General features: G+C 73.9%; 12 protein-coding genes. 2 read left to right on the top strand and 10 right to left on the bottom strand.

Going from position 1 to position 14,139, the window contains the following annotated elements; all coding sequences use genetic code 11:
- Positions 1 to 135 precede the first annotated feature (135 nt).
- The 6 genes from AC07A6_RS40005 to AC07A6_RS40030 all read right to left on the bottom strand — a co-directional run bounded on the left by AC07A6_RS40005 (position 136) and on the right by AC07A6_RS40030 (position 8,132).
- The gene (locus tag AC07A6_RS40005) at positions 136 to 2,334 is read right to left on the bottom strand and encodes a putative bifunctional diguanylate cyclase/phosphodiesterase (protein WP_362462867.1); all 2,199 of its coding nucleotides are present in this window, start codon (positions 2,332 to 2,334) and stop codon (positions 136 to 138) included.
- 382 nt (positions 2,335 to 2,716) lie between these two features.
- Entirely contained in the window at positions 2,717 to 4,927 is a 2,211-nt protein-coding gene (gene ligA / locus AC07A6_RS40010; protein WP_478780383.1) for an NAD-dependent DNA ligase LigA, read from the bottom strand.
- A gap of 31 nt (positions 4,928 to 4,958) precedes the next feature.
- Positions 4,959 to 5,942, bottom strand: coding sequence for a methionine synthase (locus tag AC07A6_RS40015; protein WP_427715825.1), 984 nt, complete (start codon positions 5,940 to 5,942; stop codon positions 4,959 to 4,961).
- Positions 5,939 to 6,628 carry an SDR family oxidoreductase gene (locus AC07A6_RS40020; protein ID WP_362462858.1) on the bottom strand — a complete coding sequence of 230 codons (690 nt, stop codon included), beginning with the start codon at positions 6,626 to 6,628 and terminating at the stop codon, positions 5,939 to 5,941. Before AC07A6_RS40020 ends, AC07A6_RS40015 begins: the two co-directional genes overlap by 4 nt.
- Positions 6,629 to 6,693: 65 nt before the next feature.
- Positions 6,694 to 7,038, bottom strand: a complete 345-nt coding sequence (locus AC07A6_RS40025; protein ID WP_362462855.1) for a DUF1330 domain-containing protein — start codon at positions 7,036 to 7,038, stop codon at positions 6,694 to 6,696.
- Positions 7,039 to 7,127: 89 nt separating this feature from the next.
- The gene (locus AC07A6_RS40030) at positions 7,128 to 8,132 is read right to left on the bottom strand and encodes a GlxA family transcriptional regulator (RefSeq protein ID WP_478780384.1); all 1,005 of its coding nucleotides are present in this window, start codon (positions 8,130 to 8,132) and stop codon (positions 7,128 to 7,130) included.
- 125 nt (positions 8,133 to 8,257) lie between these two features.
- Here AC07A6_RS40030 and AC07A6_RS40035 point away from each other — a divergent pair, with 125 nt between their 5' ends.
- Positions 8,258 to 9,181 carry an NADP-dependent oxidoreductase gene (locus AC07A6_RS40035; protein ID WP_478780385.1) on the top strand — a complete coding sequence of 308 codons (924 nt, stop codon included), beginning with the start codon at positions 8,258 to 8,260 and terminating at the stop codon, positions 9,179 to 9,181.
- Here the strand turns inward: AC07A6_RS40035 and mnmA are convergent.
- Positions 9,178 to 10,317 (bottom strand): tRNA 2-thiouridine(34) synthase MnmA, encoded by a 1,140-nt coding sequence (gene mnmA / locus AC07A6_RS40040; RefSeq protein ID WP_362462847.1) that lies wholly within the window; start codon positions 10,315 to 10,317, stop codon positions 9,178 to 9,180. The genes AC07A6_RS40035 and mnmA overlap by 4 nt on opposite strands.
- A 68-nt stretch (positions 10,318 to 10,385) precedes the next feature.
- Here mnmA and AC07A6_RS40045 point away from each other — a divergent pair, with 68 nt between their 5' ends.
- Complete coding sequence (locus tag AC07A6_RS40045; protein WP_362462844.1) at positions 10,386 to 11,057, top strand: N-acetylmuramoyl-L-alanine amidase; 672 nt, start codon at positions 10,386 to 10,388, stop codon at positions 11,055 to 11,057.
- On the opposite strand, the gene AC07A6_RS40050 is transcribed toward AC07A6_RS40045, so the two are convergent.
- From AC07A6_RS40050 to AC07A6_RS40060, 3 genes are all read right to left on the bottom strand, one after another.
- Entirely contained in the window at positions 11,050 to 12,213 is a 1,164-nt protein-coding gene (locus tag AC07A6_RS40050) for a cysteine desulfurase family protein (RefSeq protein WP_478780386.1), read from the bottom strand. The two genes, AC07A6_RS40045 and AC07A6_RS40050, sit on opposite strands and share 8 nt — an antisense overlap.
- 124 nt (positions 12,214 to 12,337) lie before the next feature.
- Positions 12,338 to 13,189: a thioesterase family protein gene (locus tag AC07A6_RS40055; protein WP_362462838.1), complete on the bottom strand. Its 852-nt coding sequence runs from the start codon at positions 13,187 to 13,189 to the stop codon at positions 12,338 to 12,340.
- A gap of 47 nt (positions 13,190 to 13,236) precedes the next feature.
- Positions 13,237 to 13,893, bottom strand: a complete 657-nt coding sequence (locus AC07A6_RS40060; RefSeq protein WP_362462835.1) for a trimeric intracellular cation channel family protein — start codon at positions 13,891 to 13,893, stop codon at positions 13,237 to 13,239.
- Between the last annotated feature and the right edge of the window lie 246 nt (positions 13,894 to 14,139).

The raw sequence follows: 14,139 nt of genomic DNA on the forward strand, positions 1-14,139 counted from the left end.
CCCCTTCCCCTGCTCCTCCCCCCCCCCCCCCCGCTCTTAACCCCGACCGGGGTCAGGGGCGGAGCCCCTGGGAACGGTGGAAGGGCGGGTAGGGGACCAGCCTCGCGCAGCGGCGCGGGTCCGGTCCCGCCCGGGTTACGGGGCCGGGGTTTCGGCGGAGCCGGTGGCGGCGAGTTCCGCCGTGATGTCGGCCGGGCGGCGCCAGCCGCGTTCGCCGCGGGCCAGCAGCCAGGCGGTGGCTTCCTGCGGCGGCATGGCGGCGGCGACCAGCCAGCCCTGCACGGCGTCGCAGCCCAGGTCCCGCAGCCGTTCCCAGGTCTCGTCGTCCTCGACGCCCTCGGCGACCACGAGCAGGCCCAGGGAGTGGGCCAGGTCGACCGTGCAGCGGACGATCTCCGCGTCCTGGGCGTCCACCGCGAGGCGGGCGACGAACGAGCGGTCGATCTTGAGCTCGCTCACCGGGAGGCGGCGCAGGTGGACCAGGGAGGAGTAGCCCGTGCCGAAGTCGTCCAGGGACATCTTCACTCCGTGGCCCGTGAGGCCCGCCATGGTGTCGGCGGCCCGCTGCGGGTCCTCCAGCAGGACGTGTTCCGTTATCTCCAGCTGGAGGCCGCTGGCCGGGACCCCGTGCCGGGCCAGCCGGGCGGCGACGGCTCCCGCGAAGCCGGGGGTGTGGACGTCGCGCGGCGAGACGTTGACGGCGACGGGGACCTTCAGGCCCTGCGCCCGCCAGCGGGCGACCTGGGCGAGGGCCGTCTCCAGGACGTACTCCGTCAGGTGCGGCATCAGCCCGGAGGTCTCGGCGATGGCGATGAACTCGTCCGGGGGGACCCGCCCGCGCTCGGGGTGCACCCAGCGGACCAGCGCCTCCAGGCCGGCGACCTGGCCGTCGAAGCGGACCTTCGGCTGGTAGTGGAGTTCCACCTCGCCGGCGTCGAGGGCCCGGCGCAGGTCGCCGAGGAGGCCGAGCCGGTCGGGGGTGTTGCTGTCGCGCTTGGACTCGTAGACCTCGACGCCCGTGCGGTCCCGCTTGGCCTGGTACATGGCCACGTCCGCGCGGCGCAGCAGGCCTTCCGCGTCCAGTGCGTGGTCCGGGAAGACGGCGAGGCCGGCGCTGGCCTCCAGGACGAGTGTGAGGCCGTCGAGGTCCAGCGGGGAGCTGAGCTCGGCGACCAGGTTGCGGGCGACGCGCTGGGCGCTGGTGGTGGAGTCGGTGGTGGGCAGGAGGACGGCGAACTCGTCGCCGCCGAGCCGGGCGGCCTCGGCGTCGGCCGGCAGCGCCTGGCGCAGCCGCTCGGCGATCTGGAGCAGCAGCCGGTCGCCCGCGAGGTGGCCGAGGGTGTCGTTGACGGCGCGGAAGCGGTCCAGGTCGATCAGTACGAGGGCCGACCGGGTGCCCTGGCGTTCGGCCTCGTCCAGCGCGGACCAGGCCCGCTCCAGCAGCCACTGCCTGTTCGGCAGCCCGGTCAGCGGGTCGCGCAGCTGTTCCTCGGCGCGGGCCCGGGCGATCCACAGGGTGGAGTCGAGGGCGATGAGCGGCACGGCGAACAGCGGCAGCAGGACCGGCTGGGTGCTGGCGACCACGCAGATCAGCGGGGCGATGCCGAGCAGGGCCGCGGCGACCAGGGCCTGGCGGAGGATGGTCGCGCGGGCCACGGTGGGCAGGCCGCCGCCGCGCGGGGTGAGCGCGAACCACAGCAGGATCCGGGTGACCAGCAGGTAGGAGAGGGCGACGAGGACCACCTCGGGGGCGGCCGCGAGGTCCCAGTCCGCGGGCGGCCACGGCCTCTCGACGCTCGGCGCGTCGCCGAAGGCCGCCAGTACGAGGGCCCCCGCGCCGATGCCGAGGATGTCGACGGAGCCGTGCAGCAGGCCCTGGCGCCAGCGCTGCCGGCGCGCGGCCCCGACGAGGGAGACCACCGCCAGGGAGACGAGTCCGGCGGGGATCCAGCCGTAGAGGATCAGGACGCCGAGGGTGAGCGCCGCACCGGATCCGGTGCCGCCCCACCAGCGGTCGCGGCCCAGTGCGACGAGGTGGCCGACGATGATGCCGGTGAGCAGGGCGAGCCCCCATCCCACGGAGCCGCCGGGGAAGAGCGCCTGACGGTTGGTCAGTGCGGAGGCGATGCCGGCGGCGAGCACCACGGCGGCGAAGCCGACGAGGGCGAGGGGCAGCACGGTGCGCCGCCGCTCGTGTCCCGGTGCACCCGCTCCGGTGTCGAGGGCGCGGGTCTCCGGTGTCCTGGCACCCAGGACACCGAGCCGGCCCGCCCGCACGGGCGGGATCTCCCCGCCGAATTCAGGTGACGGGTCGGCGCTTTCGGTGGGTTTCATGCCCGTCCCTCTCACAGCCGGCGATGCCGATGCCACGCGATGGCCCCGATGTCATGCCATCACGGCTGAAAGCGCATCAGGCAGCCGCGCACGACAGGCGCACCCCACAACAGTAGGACGCGAGAGGCTCCCAGGGGCAGCGGTCGGCGGTGGTTGCCCGAATGCGGCCCAGCCATCCTCATCAGTACGGTATCCGCCGAACGGGTGAGTTTGGACCAGGACCCCTCCGTCACCCGTCCGATGATCCGACAGCTCATCGCCCCTCGACCAGGCGTCGACCGGCCGTTTACCACCGGGACCGCGCCGGGCGTGCGCCCGCCCGTACGGGCGGGCGCCATGCATCCGTTCGCCTCCGCCGCCCCCTGGACGACTCCCGTGCGGGTTACTGCCCGCCCTCGGCCGCGGCGGCGCCCTCCAGCGGGAGCGCGGCCTCGCGCGCGGCGTCGGGCCCCTGTCCGAGGAGCACCTCGAAGCCGGCGTCGTCGAGGATCGCGAGCCCCAGCTGTACGGCCTTGTCGTACTTCGAGCCGGGGTTGTCGCCGACGACGACGAAGGAGGTCTTCTTCGACACCGAGCCGGTGACCTTGGCGCCGCGGCTCTGCAGGGCCTCCTTGGCCCCGTCGCGGGTGTGGTTCTGGAGGGTGCCGGTGACGACGACGGTCAGGCCCTCCAGCGGGCGCGGCCCCTCCTCCTCGGCGGAACCTTCCTCCTCCATCCGTACGCCGGCGGCCCGCCACTTGCGCAGGATCTCCTGGTGCCAGTCGACGGCGAACCACTCCTTGAGGGAGGCGGCGATGATCGCCCCGACGCCCTCGGTGGCCGTCAGCTCCTCCTCGGTGGCCTGCTCGATGCGCTCGATCGAGCGGAACTCGCGGGCGAGCGCCTCGGCGGCGACCGGGCCGACGTGCCGGATCGACAGGCCGTTGATGATCCGGGCCAGCGGGCGGTCCTTGGCGGCCGCGATGTTCTCCAGCATGGCCAGGGCGTTCTTCTTCGGCTCGCCCTTCTGGTTGGCGAAGACCGTGACGATCTTCTCCTCGCCGGTCTTCGGGTCCCGCTTGGGCAGGCCGCTGTCCGGGTCCAGGACGTACGCCTTGATGGGCAGCAGCTGCTCGATGGTGAGGTCGAAGAGGTCGCCCTCGTCCAGCAGCGGCGGCTGCGCCGGCTCCAGCGGCCCGGTCAGGGCGGCGGCGGCCACCATGCCGAAGTTCTCGATGTCGAGGGACTGCCGGCCGCCCAGGTAGAAGAGGCGCTCCCGCAGCTGCGCGGGGCAGGTCTGCCCGTTGGGGCAGCGGACGTCGATGTCGCCCTCCTTCATCGGGCGCAGCTCGGTCCCGCACTCGGGGCAGAGGGCCGGCATGACGAACTCGCGCTCGGTGCCGTCCCGCAGGTCCACGACGGGGCCGAGGATCTCGGGGATGACGTCGCCGGCCTTGCGCAGGACGACGGTGTCCCCGATGAGGACGCCCTTGGCCTTGACGACCTCCTGGTTGTGCAGGGTCGCGAACTCGACCTCGGAGCCGGCCACCGTCACCGGCTCCACCTGGGCGTACGGGGTGACGCGCCCGGTGCGTCCGACGCCGACCTTGATGTCGACGAGCTTGGTGTTGACCTCTTCGGGGGCGTACTTCCAGGCGATGGCCCAGCGGGGGGCGCGGGCGGTGGAGCCGAGGCGGCCCTGGAGGGCGATCTCGTCGAGCTTGACGACGACGCCGTCGATCTCGTGCTCCACGGAGTGCCGGTTCTCGCCGAAGTGGGCGATGAACTCGCGGACCTCGGCCAGCGAGGAGACGACCCTGTTGTGCTGGGCGGTGGGCAGGCCCCATTCGCGCAGCAGCTCGTAGGCCTGCGACTGGCGCTCGATCTCGAAGCCCTCGCGGGCGCCGATGCCGTGCACCACCATGTGCAGCGGGCGGGTCGCGGTGACCTTGGGGTCCTTCTGGCGCAGCGAACCTGCGGCCGCGTTGCGCGGGTTGGCGAAGGGCTTGGCCTCGGCCTCGACGAGCCGGGCGTTGAGCTCCTCGAACTTCTCCATCGGGAAGTACACCTCGCCGCGGATCTCGACGAGGGCCGGGACGCGGTCGCCCGCCAGGCGGTCCGGGATCTCGGCGATGGTGCGGACGTTGGGCGTGATGTCCTCGCCGGTGCGGCCGTCGCCGCGGGTGGCGGCGCGGGTGAGGCGGCCGTTCTCGTAGGTGAGGTTGACGGCGAGGCCGTCCACCTTGAGCTCGCACAGGTAGTGGTAGTCCGGGGTGTTCACGTCCCGGGCCACCCGGTCGGCCCAGGCGGACAGCTCCTCGTCGTCGAAGGCGTTGTCGAGGGAGAGCATCCGCTCGCGGTGCTCGACGGAGGCGAAGTCCGTCTCGTACGCCCCGGCCACCTTCTGGGTGGGCGAGTCGGGCGTGCGCAGCTCGGGGTACTGCTCCTCCAGGGCCTCCAGGGAGCGCAGCAGCTGGTCGAACTCGGCGTCGCTGACGACCGGCTGGTCGTTCACGTAGTACCGGAAGCGGTGCTCCTCGACCTGCTCGGCGAGCAGCTGGTGCTGCTCGCGCGCCGCCGTCGGTACTGCCGTGTCCTGCTGTTCGGCTGCCATGCCGTGTCCTCCCGTGGCCCGTGCTCGACCGTCACTCAGGGTTGTCGGCGAGCGACCTCGCCGCCCTGACGCAATGGGCCTGCGCCGCGCGGGCGTACGCGGGCGAGGCGCCCGCCAGACCGCACGACGGGGTGACCACGACGGACTCGGCGAGAGTCCCCGGGGCCAGTCCCAGCCTGCGCCAGAGCTTCCTGACACCCATGACGCTACCGCCCGGGTCTGACAACGGGGCATCGGTGCCCGGCACCACTCCGGTGAAGAGTTTCAGCCCGCCTTCGACGGCCTCGCCGATGGCGTCGTCCTCGCGCTCGGTGAGCAGTGAGAAATCGAACGAGACGCCCGTGGCACCGGCCCGGTGCAGCAGCGCGAAGGGGACCTCGGGCGCGCAGGAGTGCACGACGACCTCCCCGTCGTGGACGGCGAAGAGGTCGCGCAGGGTGCTCTCGACCACCTGGCGGTCGACGGCCCGGTAGGTGCGGTAGCCGCTGGCGGAGCGCACCCGGCCGCGCAGGACGGCGGTGAGGGACGGCTCGTCGTACTGGAGCACGATCTCGGCGCCGGGGACGCGCTTGCGCACGTCGGCGAGGTGGTCGCGCAGGCCTTCGGCGAGGGATCCGGCCAGGTCGCGGCAGGCTCCGGCGTCCTGGAGGACGGCCTCGCCGCCGTGCAGTTCGAGGGCGGTGGCCAGGGTCCACGGGCCGACGGCCTGGACCTTGAGCTTGCCGGTGTGGCCCTGGGTGAACTCCTCCAGGGCGTCGAGGTCCTCGCCCAGCCAGGAGCGGGCGCGGCGGGTGTCGCGGCCGGGGCGGTCGCTGACCCGCCAGCCGCTGGGCTCGACGTGGGCGTACATGTCGACGAGCAGCCCGAGGGAGCGGCCGATCATGTCCGCGCCGGGTCCGCGGGCGGGCAGCTCGGGCAGGTACGGGAACTCCTCGAAGGAGCCCGTCGCGGTCTTGGCGGCCTCGCGGGCGTCGCCGCCGGGCAGGGAGCCGACGCCGGTGGCGCTCGCCGTCATCGGCCGGGCCTGACGGACAGGTCGTTGACCTCGGCGTCGCGCGGCAGGTCGACGGCCATGACAATGGTCGTCGCCACGGACTCGGGGTCGATCCAGCGCTCGGGGTCGTACTCCTTGCCCTCCTGCGAGTGCACCTTGGCCTGCATGGGGCTGGCGGTGCGGCCGGGGTAGACGGAGGTGACGCGGATGCCGTTGGGCTTCTCCTCGGCGCGCAGGGAGTCGGCGAGGGCCTTGAGGCCGTGCTTGGAGGCGGCGTACGCGCTCCAGTCGGCGTGGGCGGCGAGGCCGGCGCCGGAGTTCACGAAGACGACGGTGGCCTTGGAGGCGCGCAGGGTGGGCAGCAGAAGCCGGGTGACCTCGGCCGGGGCGATCAGGTTGACGTTGAGCTGCTGGTGCCAGGTCTTGGGGCGGAGCTCCCCGACCGGCCCGAGGTCGACGATCCCGGCGATGTGCAGGAGGGAGTCGATGCGCTCGGGGATCTGCTGCTTGGAGAAGGCCCAGGAGAGCCGGTCGGGGTCGGACAGGTCGCCCACGAGGACCCGGGCGCCCGCGTAGCGCTCCATGAGCTGCCGGGCGCGGGCGGCGTCGCGGGCGAGCAGGACGAGGTCGTCGCCGCGGGCGTGCAGGCGGGCGGCGACGGCGGCGCCGATGCCGGAACCGGCGCCGGTGATCAGGTGAGTAGGCATACCGCCATGCTCGCATCCGCCCGGGCCCCGCCGCCGCCCCGGTCCGCGGCCCGGCCCGGGGCGGGTCAGAGTCCGGCGGCCTCGCGCAGGGCGCCCGCCCGCCCGGTGGCGTCGTAGTCGGCGGGGACCCCTTCGACCAGGATCGCGGTGCCGGGGATGTGGTCGGTGCGCAGCGGGAGGATGGCCCGGTAGGCGTCGGAGGCGTACCAGGCGCGGGCCCGCTCGATGTCGGGGAAGCCGATGACGACGACCGTGCCGGGGAAGGGGCCTTCGAGTACCTCGGCCTCCTTGCCGTGGACGAGGAAGCGGCCGCCGAAGGGGTCCATGGTCGCCTGGATCTCCTCGATGTAGCGCAGGACGTCCTCGTTGACGGTCGGCCGGTGCAGGTGGGCGATGGCGTACGCGGTCATGTGGGCCTCCCCTGTCGGTGTTCCGGGCGGTGCCCGGCCGTTGCTCCGATGCTGTCAGCGGGCGCCCGCGGTGGCGATTACCCCGGAGGTCATGCCCGGGCGGCGGGCTGGAAGGTGCGGCGGTAGGCGATCGGGGAGACGCCGATGGAGGCCCGCATGTGCTGGCGCAGGGAGTTGGCCGTGCCGAAGCCGGAGCGGTGGGCGACCAGGTCGACGGGGAGGTCGCTGGACTCCAGCAGGTGGCGGGCGATCTCCAGGCGCTGGGCGGTGAGCCACTGGACGGGGGTCATGCCGACCTCGTCGCGGAAGCGCCGGGTGAAGGTGCGCAGGCTCATCCGGGCGTGCTCGGCGAGTTCGGCGAGGGAGATCGGCTCGCCGAGCCGTTCCAGGGCCCAGGCGCGGGTGGCGGTGGTGGTGGCGACGGTGGGTTCGGGGACCGGCCGGTCGATGAACTGTGCCTGGCCGCCGTCGCGCCAGGGCGGTACGACGCACATGCGGGCGGCGCGGTTGGTGACGGCGGCGCCGTGGTCGCGGCGGATCAGGTGGAGGCACAGGTCGACGCCGGCGGAGACCCCGGCGGAGGTCAGGACGTCGCCGTCGTCGACGAAGAGGACCTCCTCGTCGACCCGGACCCGGGGGTAGGCCCGGCGGAACTCGGGGGCGAGGTTCCAGTGGGTGGTGGCGGGCCGGCCGTCGAGGAGTCCGGCGGCGGCGAGGACGTACGAGCCGGAGCAGATGGAGACCAGGCGGGTGCCGGGCCGGATGCCGGCGATGGCGGCGGCCACCGCGGGCGGCAGCGGGCCGCCGAGCGCCAGCTCGGGCATGGCGTGGGTGGGCGGGACGATCACCGTGTCGGCGGCGGCGAGTGCCTCGGGGCCGGCGGCGGGCTGGAGGGTGAAGCCGGAGTCGCTGGGGACGGGCAGGCCGTCCGCGGTGCAGACGACGACCTCGTACAGGGGTTCGCCGGCCTCGTCCACGGCCTGGCCGAAGACGCGCGAGGGGATGCCCAGCTCGAAGGGCGGGAAGCCGGGCAGGGCGAGCACCGCGATCAGGTGCCTGCCGTGGGGGCCGCTTCCGTCGGGGTGCGTACTCATGGCCAGATCCTGTCACATGGTGGCCGGACGGCCAATACCACGGTGGTGCGCGATGCCCGAATCTGAGTGATGTCGCCGGGCAACGCCCGGAAAAGTACGGAATCCAGTGGAATGAGGCAGTAGAGATGCGTGCGATCGTCGTGAACGAGTGGGGCGGCCCCGAGACCCTGGTCGAGCGGGAGATCGAGCGGCCGGAGCCGGGGCTGGGCGAGGTCCTCGTCCGCGTCCACGCGGCCGGCGTCAACCCGGTCGACTGGAAGACGCGGGCGTCCGGCCACCTGATCGAGTGGGGCGAGACCCCGATCGTCGGCTGGGACGTCTCGGGCACCGTCGTGGCCGCCGGCCCCGGCTCGACCGTCTTCCGCCCCGGTGACGAGGTGTACGGCATGCCGCTCTTCCCGCGGCAGGCCGGCGGCTACGCGGAGTACGTGGTGGCCCCGGCCCGGCAGCTGGCCGTCAAGCCCGCCTCGCTGAGCCACGTCGAGGCCGCCGCCCTGCCGCTGGCCGCGCTGACGGCCTGGCAGGCGCTGGTGGACACCGCGGACGTGCGTCCCGGCGAGCGGGTCCTCGTGCACGCGGCCGCCGGCGGGGTCGGACACCTGGCGGTGCAGATCGCCAAGGCGCGCGGGGCGTACGTGATCGGCACGGCCAGCGCGGGCAAGCACGAGCTGCTGCGCTCGCTGGGCGCGGACGAGGTCGTCGACTACCGCGCCGTGGCGTTCGAGGACGTCGTCTCGGACGTGGACGTCGTCCTGGACGGCCTCGGCGGCGAGATCGCCGAACGCTCCCTCTCGGTGCTCCGCGAGGGCGGCCGCCTGGTCACCCTGCCGGGCCCGGACGACGTCCCGGCCGACCCCCGCGGCTTCCGGGCCGAGTGGGTGCTGGTCGAGCCGGACCGGCAGGGGCTGCGCGAGATCGCCGCGCTTGCCGACGGCGGCGCGCTGAAGCCGCTGGTGGACACCGTCCTGCCGCTCGCGGAGGCCGCGAAGGCCCACGAGATCGGCGAGCTCGGCCGCACCACCGGCAAGATCGTCCTGACGGTCGGCTAGGCGCTGGCGCCGGCCGCGGCCCGGGTCGTCGTCGCGATGGTGGCGGAGCCGACCACGCGGGTGTCGTCGTAGAGGACGATCGCCTGGCCGGGGGCCACGCCGCGGACCGGCTCCGTGAAAGTGACGCGCAGCTCGCCGTCCACGACCTCGGCGAAGACCTCGGTCTCGCCGCCGTGGGCGCGCAGCTGCGCGGTGTAGGTGCCCGGGGCGGCGGGGGTGGAGCCGCACCAGCGGGGGCGGATCGCGGTGAGGGCGGTGACGTCGAGGGCCTCGACGGGGCCCACGGTGACCGTGTTGTTCACCGGGGAGATGTCCAGGACGTAGCGGGGCTTGCCGTCGGGGGCCGGGTGGCCGATGCGCAGGCCCTTGCGCTGGCCGATGGTGAAGCCGTAGGCACCCTCGTGGGTGCCGACCTTCTCGCCGGTGGTGCCGTCGACGATGTCGCCCTCGGCCTTGCCGAGGCGCTTGGCGAGGAAGCCCTGGGTGTCGCCGTCGGCGATGAAGCAGATGTCGTGGCTGTCGGGCTTCTTCGCGACGGCCAGGCCCCGGCGCTCGGCCTCGGCGCGGATCTCGTCCTTGGTGGTGATCGTGTCGCCGAGCGGGAAGAGGGCGTGGGCCAGCTGCTTCTCGTCGAGGACGCCGAGGACGTAGGACTGGTCCTTGGCCATGTCGGAGGCGCGGTGCAGCTCGCGGGAGCCGTCGGCGTTCTCGACGATGGTGGCGTAGTGGCCGGTGCAGACGGCGTCGAAGCCGAGGGCGAGGGCCTTGTCGAGCAGCGCCGCGAACTTGATCTTCTCGTTGCAGCGGAGGCAGGGATTCGGGGTGCGCCCGGCCTCGTACTCGGCGATGAAGTCCTCGACGACGTCCTCGCGGAAGCGCTCGGCGAGATCCCAGCAGTAGAAGGGGATGCCGATGACGTCGGCCGCGCGGCGGGCGTCGCGGGAGTCCTCGATGGTGCAGCAGCCGCGGGCGCCGGTCCGGAAGGACTGGGGGTTCGCGGAGAGCGCCAGGTGGACCCCGGTGACGTCGTGCCCGGCTTCGACGGCGCGGGCGGCGGCGACGGCGGAGTCCACGCCGCCGGACATGGCGGCCAGGACGCGGAGGGGGCGGGCGGTGCGCGGCAGGTTCTCAGTCATAGCACCGTCCAGGGTACGGGGAACCGGGCGGGGTCACAGCGCGTTATCGGCTGTGGGGGGTGGATCACATGACCGAGCAGGTGGAGAAGGGGCCCAGGGGGCCGCGCCGGACCCGGCGGGCGGTGCTGCTGGGCGGGCTGGGGGTCCTCGCGGCGGCGGGGTTCGCGGCCCGGGACGAGATCGGCCGGGCCTGGTGGCTGCTGCCGGGGGTGTCCAAGCCGCGCAAGGAGGGCGAGCTCGACTACGCGGCCGCGAGCTGGACGGCGGCCTCGCCGGCGAACTGGCGGCTCGCGGACCGGCCCGACGACTACCGGGTGGACCGGATCGTCGTCCATGTCACGCAGGGCGGCTTCGAGTCCTCGGTCGACGCGTTCAAGAACCCGTTCCACAAGGCGTCGGCGCACTACATCGTGCGCCAGGACGGCCATGTGGAGCAGATGGTGCGCGAGCTGGACGTGGCCTTCCACGCGGCAAACCGGGACATGAACGAGCGCAGCGTCGGGATCGAGCACGTGGGCTTCGTCGACCGCCCCCGGGACTTCACGGACGCCATGTACGCGGCCTCGGCCCGGCTGGCCGCCGACGTCTGCCGGAGGTACGGCATACCGGCGGACCGGAAGCACATCCTGGGCCACGACGAGGTGCCGGGCGCCGACCACACGGACCCGGGCCCGCACTGGGACTGGGACCGCTACATCCGCATGGTCGGGCAGGAGCTCGGGGCCGGGGCCGCTAGCTGAGGCCGGCGCTGCGGGCGCGCTCCACGACGGGGCCGATCGCGGCGGCGACGGCGGCGACGTCCTCCTTGGTGGAGGTGTGCCCCAGGGAGAACCGCAGGGTGCCGCGGGCCAGCCGGGGGTCCGTACCGGCCGCCAGCAGGACGTGGCTGGGCTGGGCGACGCCTGCCGTGCAGGCGGAGCCGGTCGAGCACTCGATGCCCTGCGCGTCCAGCAGCAGCAGGAGCGAGTCGCCCTCGCAGCCGGGGAAGCTGAAGTGGGCGTTGGCCGGCAGCCGGTCCACCGGGTCGCCGCCGAGGACGGCGTCGGGGACGGCGGCCAGCACGGCCGCGATCAGCTCGTCGCGCAGGGCTCCGACCTCGGCGGCGAACCGCTCGCGCCGCTCGGCGGCGAGTACGGCCGCCACCGAGAAGGCGGCGATGGCGGGCACGTCGAGGGTGCCGGAGCGGACGTGCCGCTCCTGGCCGCCGCCGTGCAGGACCGGGACGGGGCTCTGGTCACGGCCGAGCAGTAGCGCGCCGATGCCGTAGGGGCCGCCGACCTTGTGGCCGCTGACGGTCATGGCGGCGAGGCCGCTGTCGCCGAAGCGGACGTCGAGCTGGCCGAAGGCCTGGACGGCGTCGGAGTGCAGGGGTACGGCGAACTCCCGCGCGACGGCGGCCAGTTCCCCGATCGGCATGACGGTGCCGATCTCGTTGTTGGCCCACATCACGGTGGCGAGGGCGACGTCGTCGGGGTTGCGCTCCAGGGCCGCCCGGAAGTCCTCGGGGTGCACGCGGCCGTGGCGGTCGACGGGGAGGTACTCGACCTCGGCCCCTTCGTGCTCGGCGAGCCAGTGGACGGCGTCGAGGACGGCGTGGTGCTCGACGGGGCTGGCGAGGACCCGCCTGCGGGCCGGGTCGGCGTCGCGGCGGGCCCAGTAGAGGCCCTTGACGGCGAGGTTGTCGGCCTCGGTGCCGCCCGCGGTGAAGACCACCTCGCTCGGGCGCGCGCCGAGCGCCTCGGCGAGGGACTCGCGGGCCTCCTCGACGGTACGGCGGGCCCGGCGGCCGGCGGCGTGCAGGGAGGACGCGTTACCGGTGGCGGCGAACTGCGCGGTCATCGCCGCAGCGGCTTCCGGGAGCATCGGCGTGGTCGCGGCGTGGTCGAGGTAGGCCATGATTTTTTGATTCTACGAGTCCGCCGCCCCACCGGGTCCCGCCCGGGTGGGGTTGGTCCGACCACCGGGCCGCCCCCTCCACGGCCCGGCGCGGCCCCTCCGGCTCCTCCGGCCCCTCCAGCCCCTAACGCGGGGCGCGGGCCAGCTGGCGGGACTGGGCCACCAGCCGGTCGGCGGAGTCCCAGACCTCGGCGTCCTCCTCCAGGAAGCCCCCGGCCAGGTTGCGGGTGACGATGCCCACCCGCAGCGGGCCCGGCGCCGGGCGGCAGCGGATGTGCGTGGTGAGCTCCACGGTCGGGGCCCAGCCCAGCAGGCCGAGGTCGAAGGCGGTCGGCGGCAGCGCGTCCACCGCGAGCAGCAGCGACAGCGGATCGGCGTCGCGGCCGTCGGCCAGCTCGAACCAGGCCCGCATCTCGCCCTTGCCGGAGGGTGCGCCGACCGCCCAGCCCGCGGTCGCCGGGTCCAGGCGGAGCCGGAGCCGGTCGACGATCGCGTTGCTGCCGGGGATCGGGGCCGGGCCGGCCTCGGGGCCGAGGCAGTCCTCGTACGCCGGGATGGCCGGCGGGCGCGCCACCGTGTGCACGGCGTCCGGGAGCGCGGCGAGGTCCCCGTACGAGGCGAGGACGCGGATGCGCTCGACCTCGGCGCCGTTCTCGTCGTACTGGAACAGCGAGGCCTGGCCCGTGGAGAGGGTGCGGCCGACGCGGACCACCTCGGTGCGGATCACGGCGGGGCCGGGCACGGAGGAGGTCAGGTAGTGGGCGGACACGGTGAAGGGGTCCGGGTGCGGCAGGGCCGACGCGAGGGCCCGGCCGACCAGGGCCAGCAGGTAGCCGCCGTTGACGGCGGTGATGATCGTCCAGCCGGCGGACAGCTCCGCGTCGTACACCCCGGGCTCGCCCGCGCGGGCGGTGACGGTGGTGTCGCGGTCGAATTCGCTGTCGCCGATGGAGGCCTGGGCCGCTGCGTAAGACATGCCGATGACGGTACACCGGCAAGCTACTAAGCGGTAGCTTTCTCTGGCTAGACCTCTTCGGCCACCGAGGAACGGCGGTTCCAGGCCAGCGGGGCGCGCCAGTGGTAGCGCATCGCGAGCAGGCGCAGCACGAAGGTCGTGACGATGGCGATGCCGGTGGTCACGGGGTTGAGCACCTCGAAGCCGATGAACACGGCCACCATCGCGGCGCCGACGACGGCGGGCACGGCGTACATCTCCCGGTCGCGCAGCAGCGAGGGCACCTCGTTGGCGAGGACGTCGCGCAGCACGCCGCCGCCGACGGCCGTGGCCAGGCCCAGCGCGGCGGAGGCGGTCAGGCCGAGGCCGTACTCGTAGGCCTTGGTGGTGCCGGTGACGCAGAACAGCCCGAGGCCGGCGGCGTCGAAGACGTTGATGGCGCGGTTGATGCGCTGGACCTCCGGGTGGAGGAAGAAGACGATCGCGGAGGCGATCAGGGGGGTGACGAAGAAGCTGAGTTCGCTGAAGGCCGCGGGCGGGACGGCACCGATGCAGAGGTCCCGCAGGAGGCCGCCGCCGAGGGCGGTGACGAGGGCGAGGACGCAGATGCCGAAGACGTCGAAGTTCTTGCGGACCGCGAGGAGGGCGCCGGCGGTGGCGAAGACGAAGATGCCCGCGAGGTCCAGGGCGTGCTGGATGCCGGGCGGGAAGAGATCGTGGAGCACCCCGCCATTGTCGCCCGGCGACGGGGTGGGGGCGTCCCCGGTGCCGTGGCGCTGCCGCGCGGGTGTGGTGCGGGCGCGGCTGGGCCGCTGCGCGGGGCGGTCCCCTACCCGCCCTTCGCCCGTTCCCCGGGCTGCGCCCGGACCCCTCCTGGGGGCTCCGCCCCCAGACCCCCGCGCCTCAAACGCCGGCGGGGCTATGAATAGCCCCGCCCGCGGTTGGGGGGATGAGCGGGCAGGGACCGCTCG

This window comes from Streptomyces sp. NPDC044002 (assembly GCF_056434525.1).

Bases quoted from the DNA above. Each gene is read 5' to 3' on its own strand.
- AC07A6_RS40045 (WP_362462844.1), top strand. From the start codon at position 10,386: ATGACCGAGCAGGTGGAGAAGGGGCCCAGGGGGCCGCGCCGGACCCGG.
- AC07A6_RS40055 (WP_362462838.1), bottom strand. From the start codon at position 13,189: ATGTCTTACGCAGCGGCCCAGGCCTCCATCGGCGACAGCGAATTCGAC.
- mnmA (WP_362462847.1), bottom strand. From the start codon at position 10,317: ATGACTGAGAACCTGCCGCGCACCGCCCGCCCCCTCCGCGTCCTGGCC.
- AC07A6_RS40020 (WP_362462858.1), bottom strand. From the start codon at position 6,628: ATGCCTACTCACCTGATCACCGGCGCCGGTTCCGGCATCGGCGCCGCC.
- ligA (WP_478780383.1), bottom strand. From the start codon at position 4,927: ATGGCAGCCGAACAGCAGGACACGGCAGTACCGACGGCGGCGCGCGAG.
- AC07A6_RS40035 (WP_478780385.1), top strand. From the start codon at position 8,258: ATGCGTGCGATCGTCGTGAACGAGTGGGGCGGCCCCGAGACCCTGGTC.
- AC07A6_RS40025 (WP_362462855.1), bottom strand. From the start codon at position 7,038: ATGACCGCGTACGCCATCGCCCACCTGCACCGGCCGACCGTCAACGAG.
- AC07A6_RS40005 (WP_362462867.1), bottom strand. From the start codon at position 2,334: ATGAAACCCACCGAAAGCGCCGACCCGTCACCTGAATTCGGCGGGGAG.
- AC07A6_RS40050 (WP_478780386.1), bottom strand. From the start codon at position 12,213: ATGGCCTACCTCGACCACGCCGCGACCACGCCGATGCTCCCGGAAGCC.
- AC07A6_RS40030 (WP_478780384.1), bottom strand. From the start codon at position 8,132: ATGAGTACGCACCCCGACGGAAGCGGCCCCCACGGCAGGCACCTGATC.
- AC07A6_RS40015 (WP_427715825.1), bottom strand. From the start codon at position 5,942: ATGACGGCGAGCGCCACCGGCGTCGGCTCCCTGCCCGGCGGCGACGCC.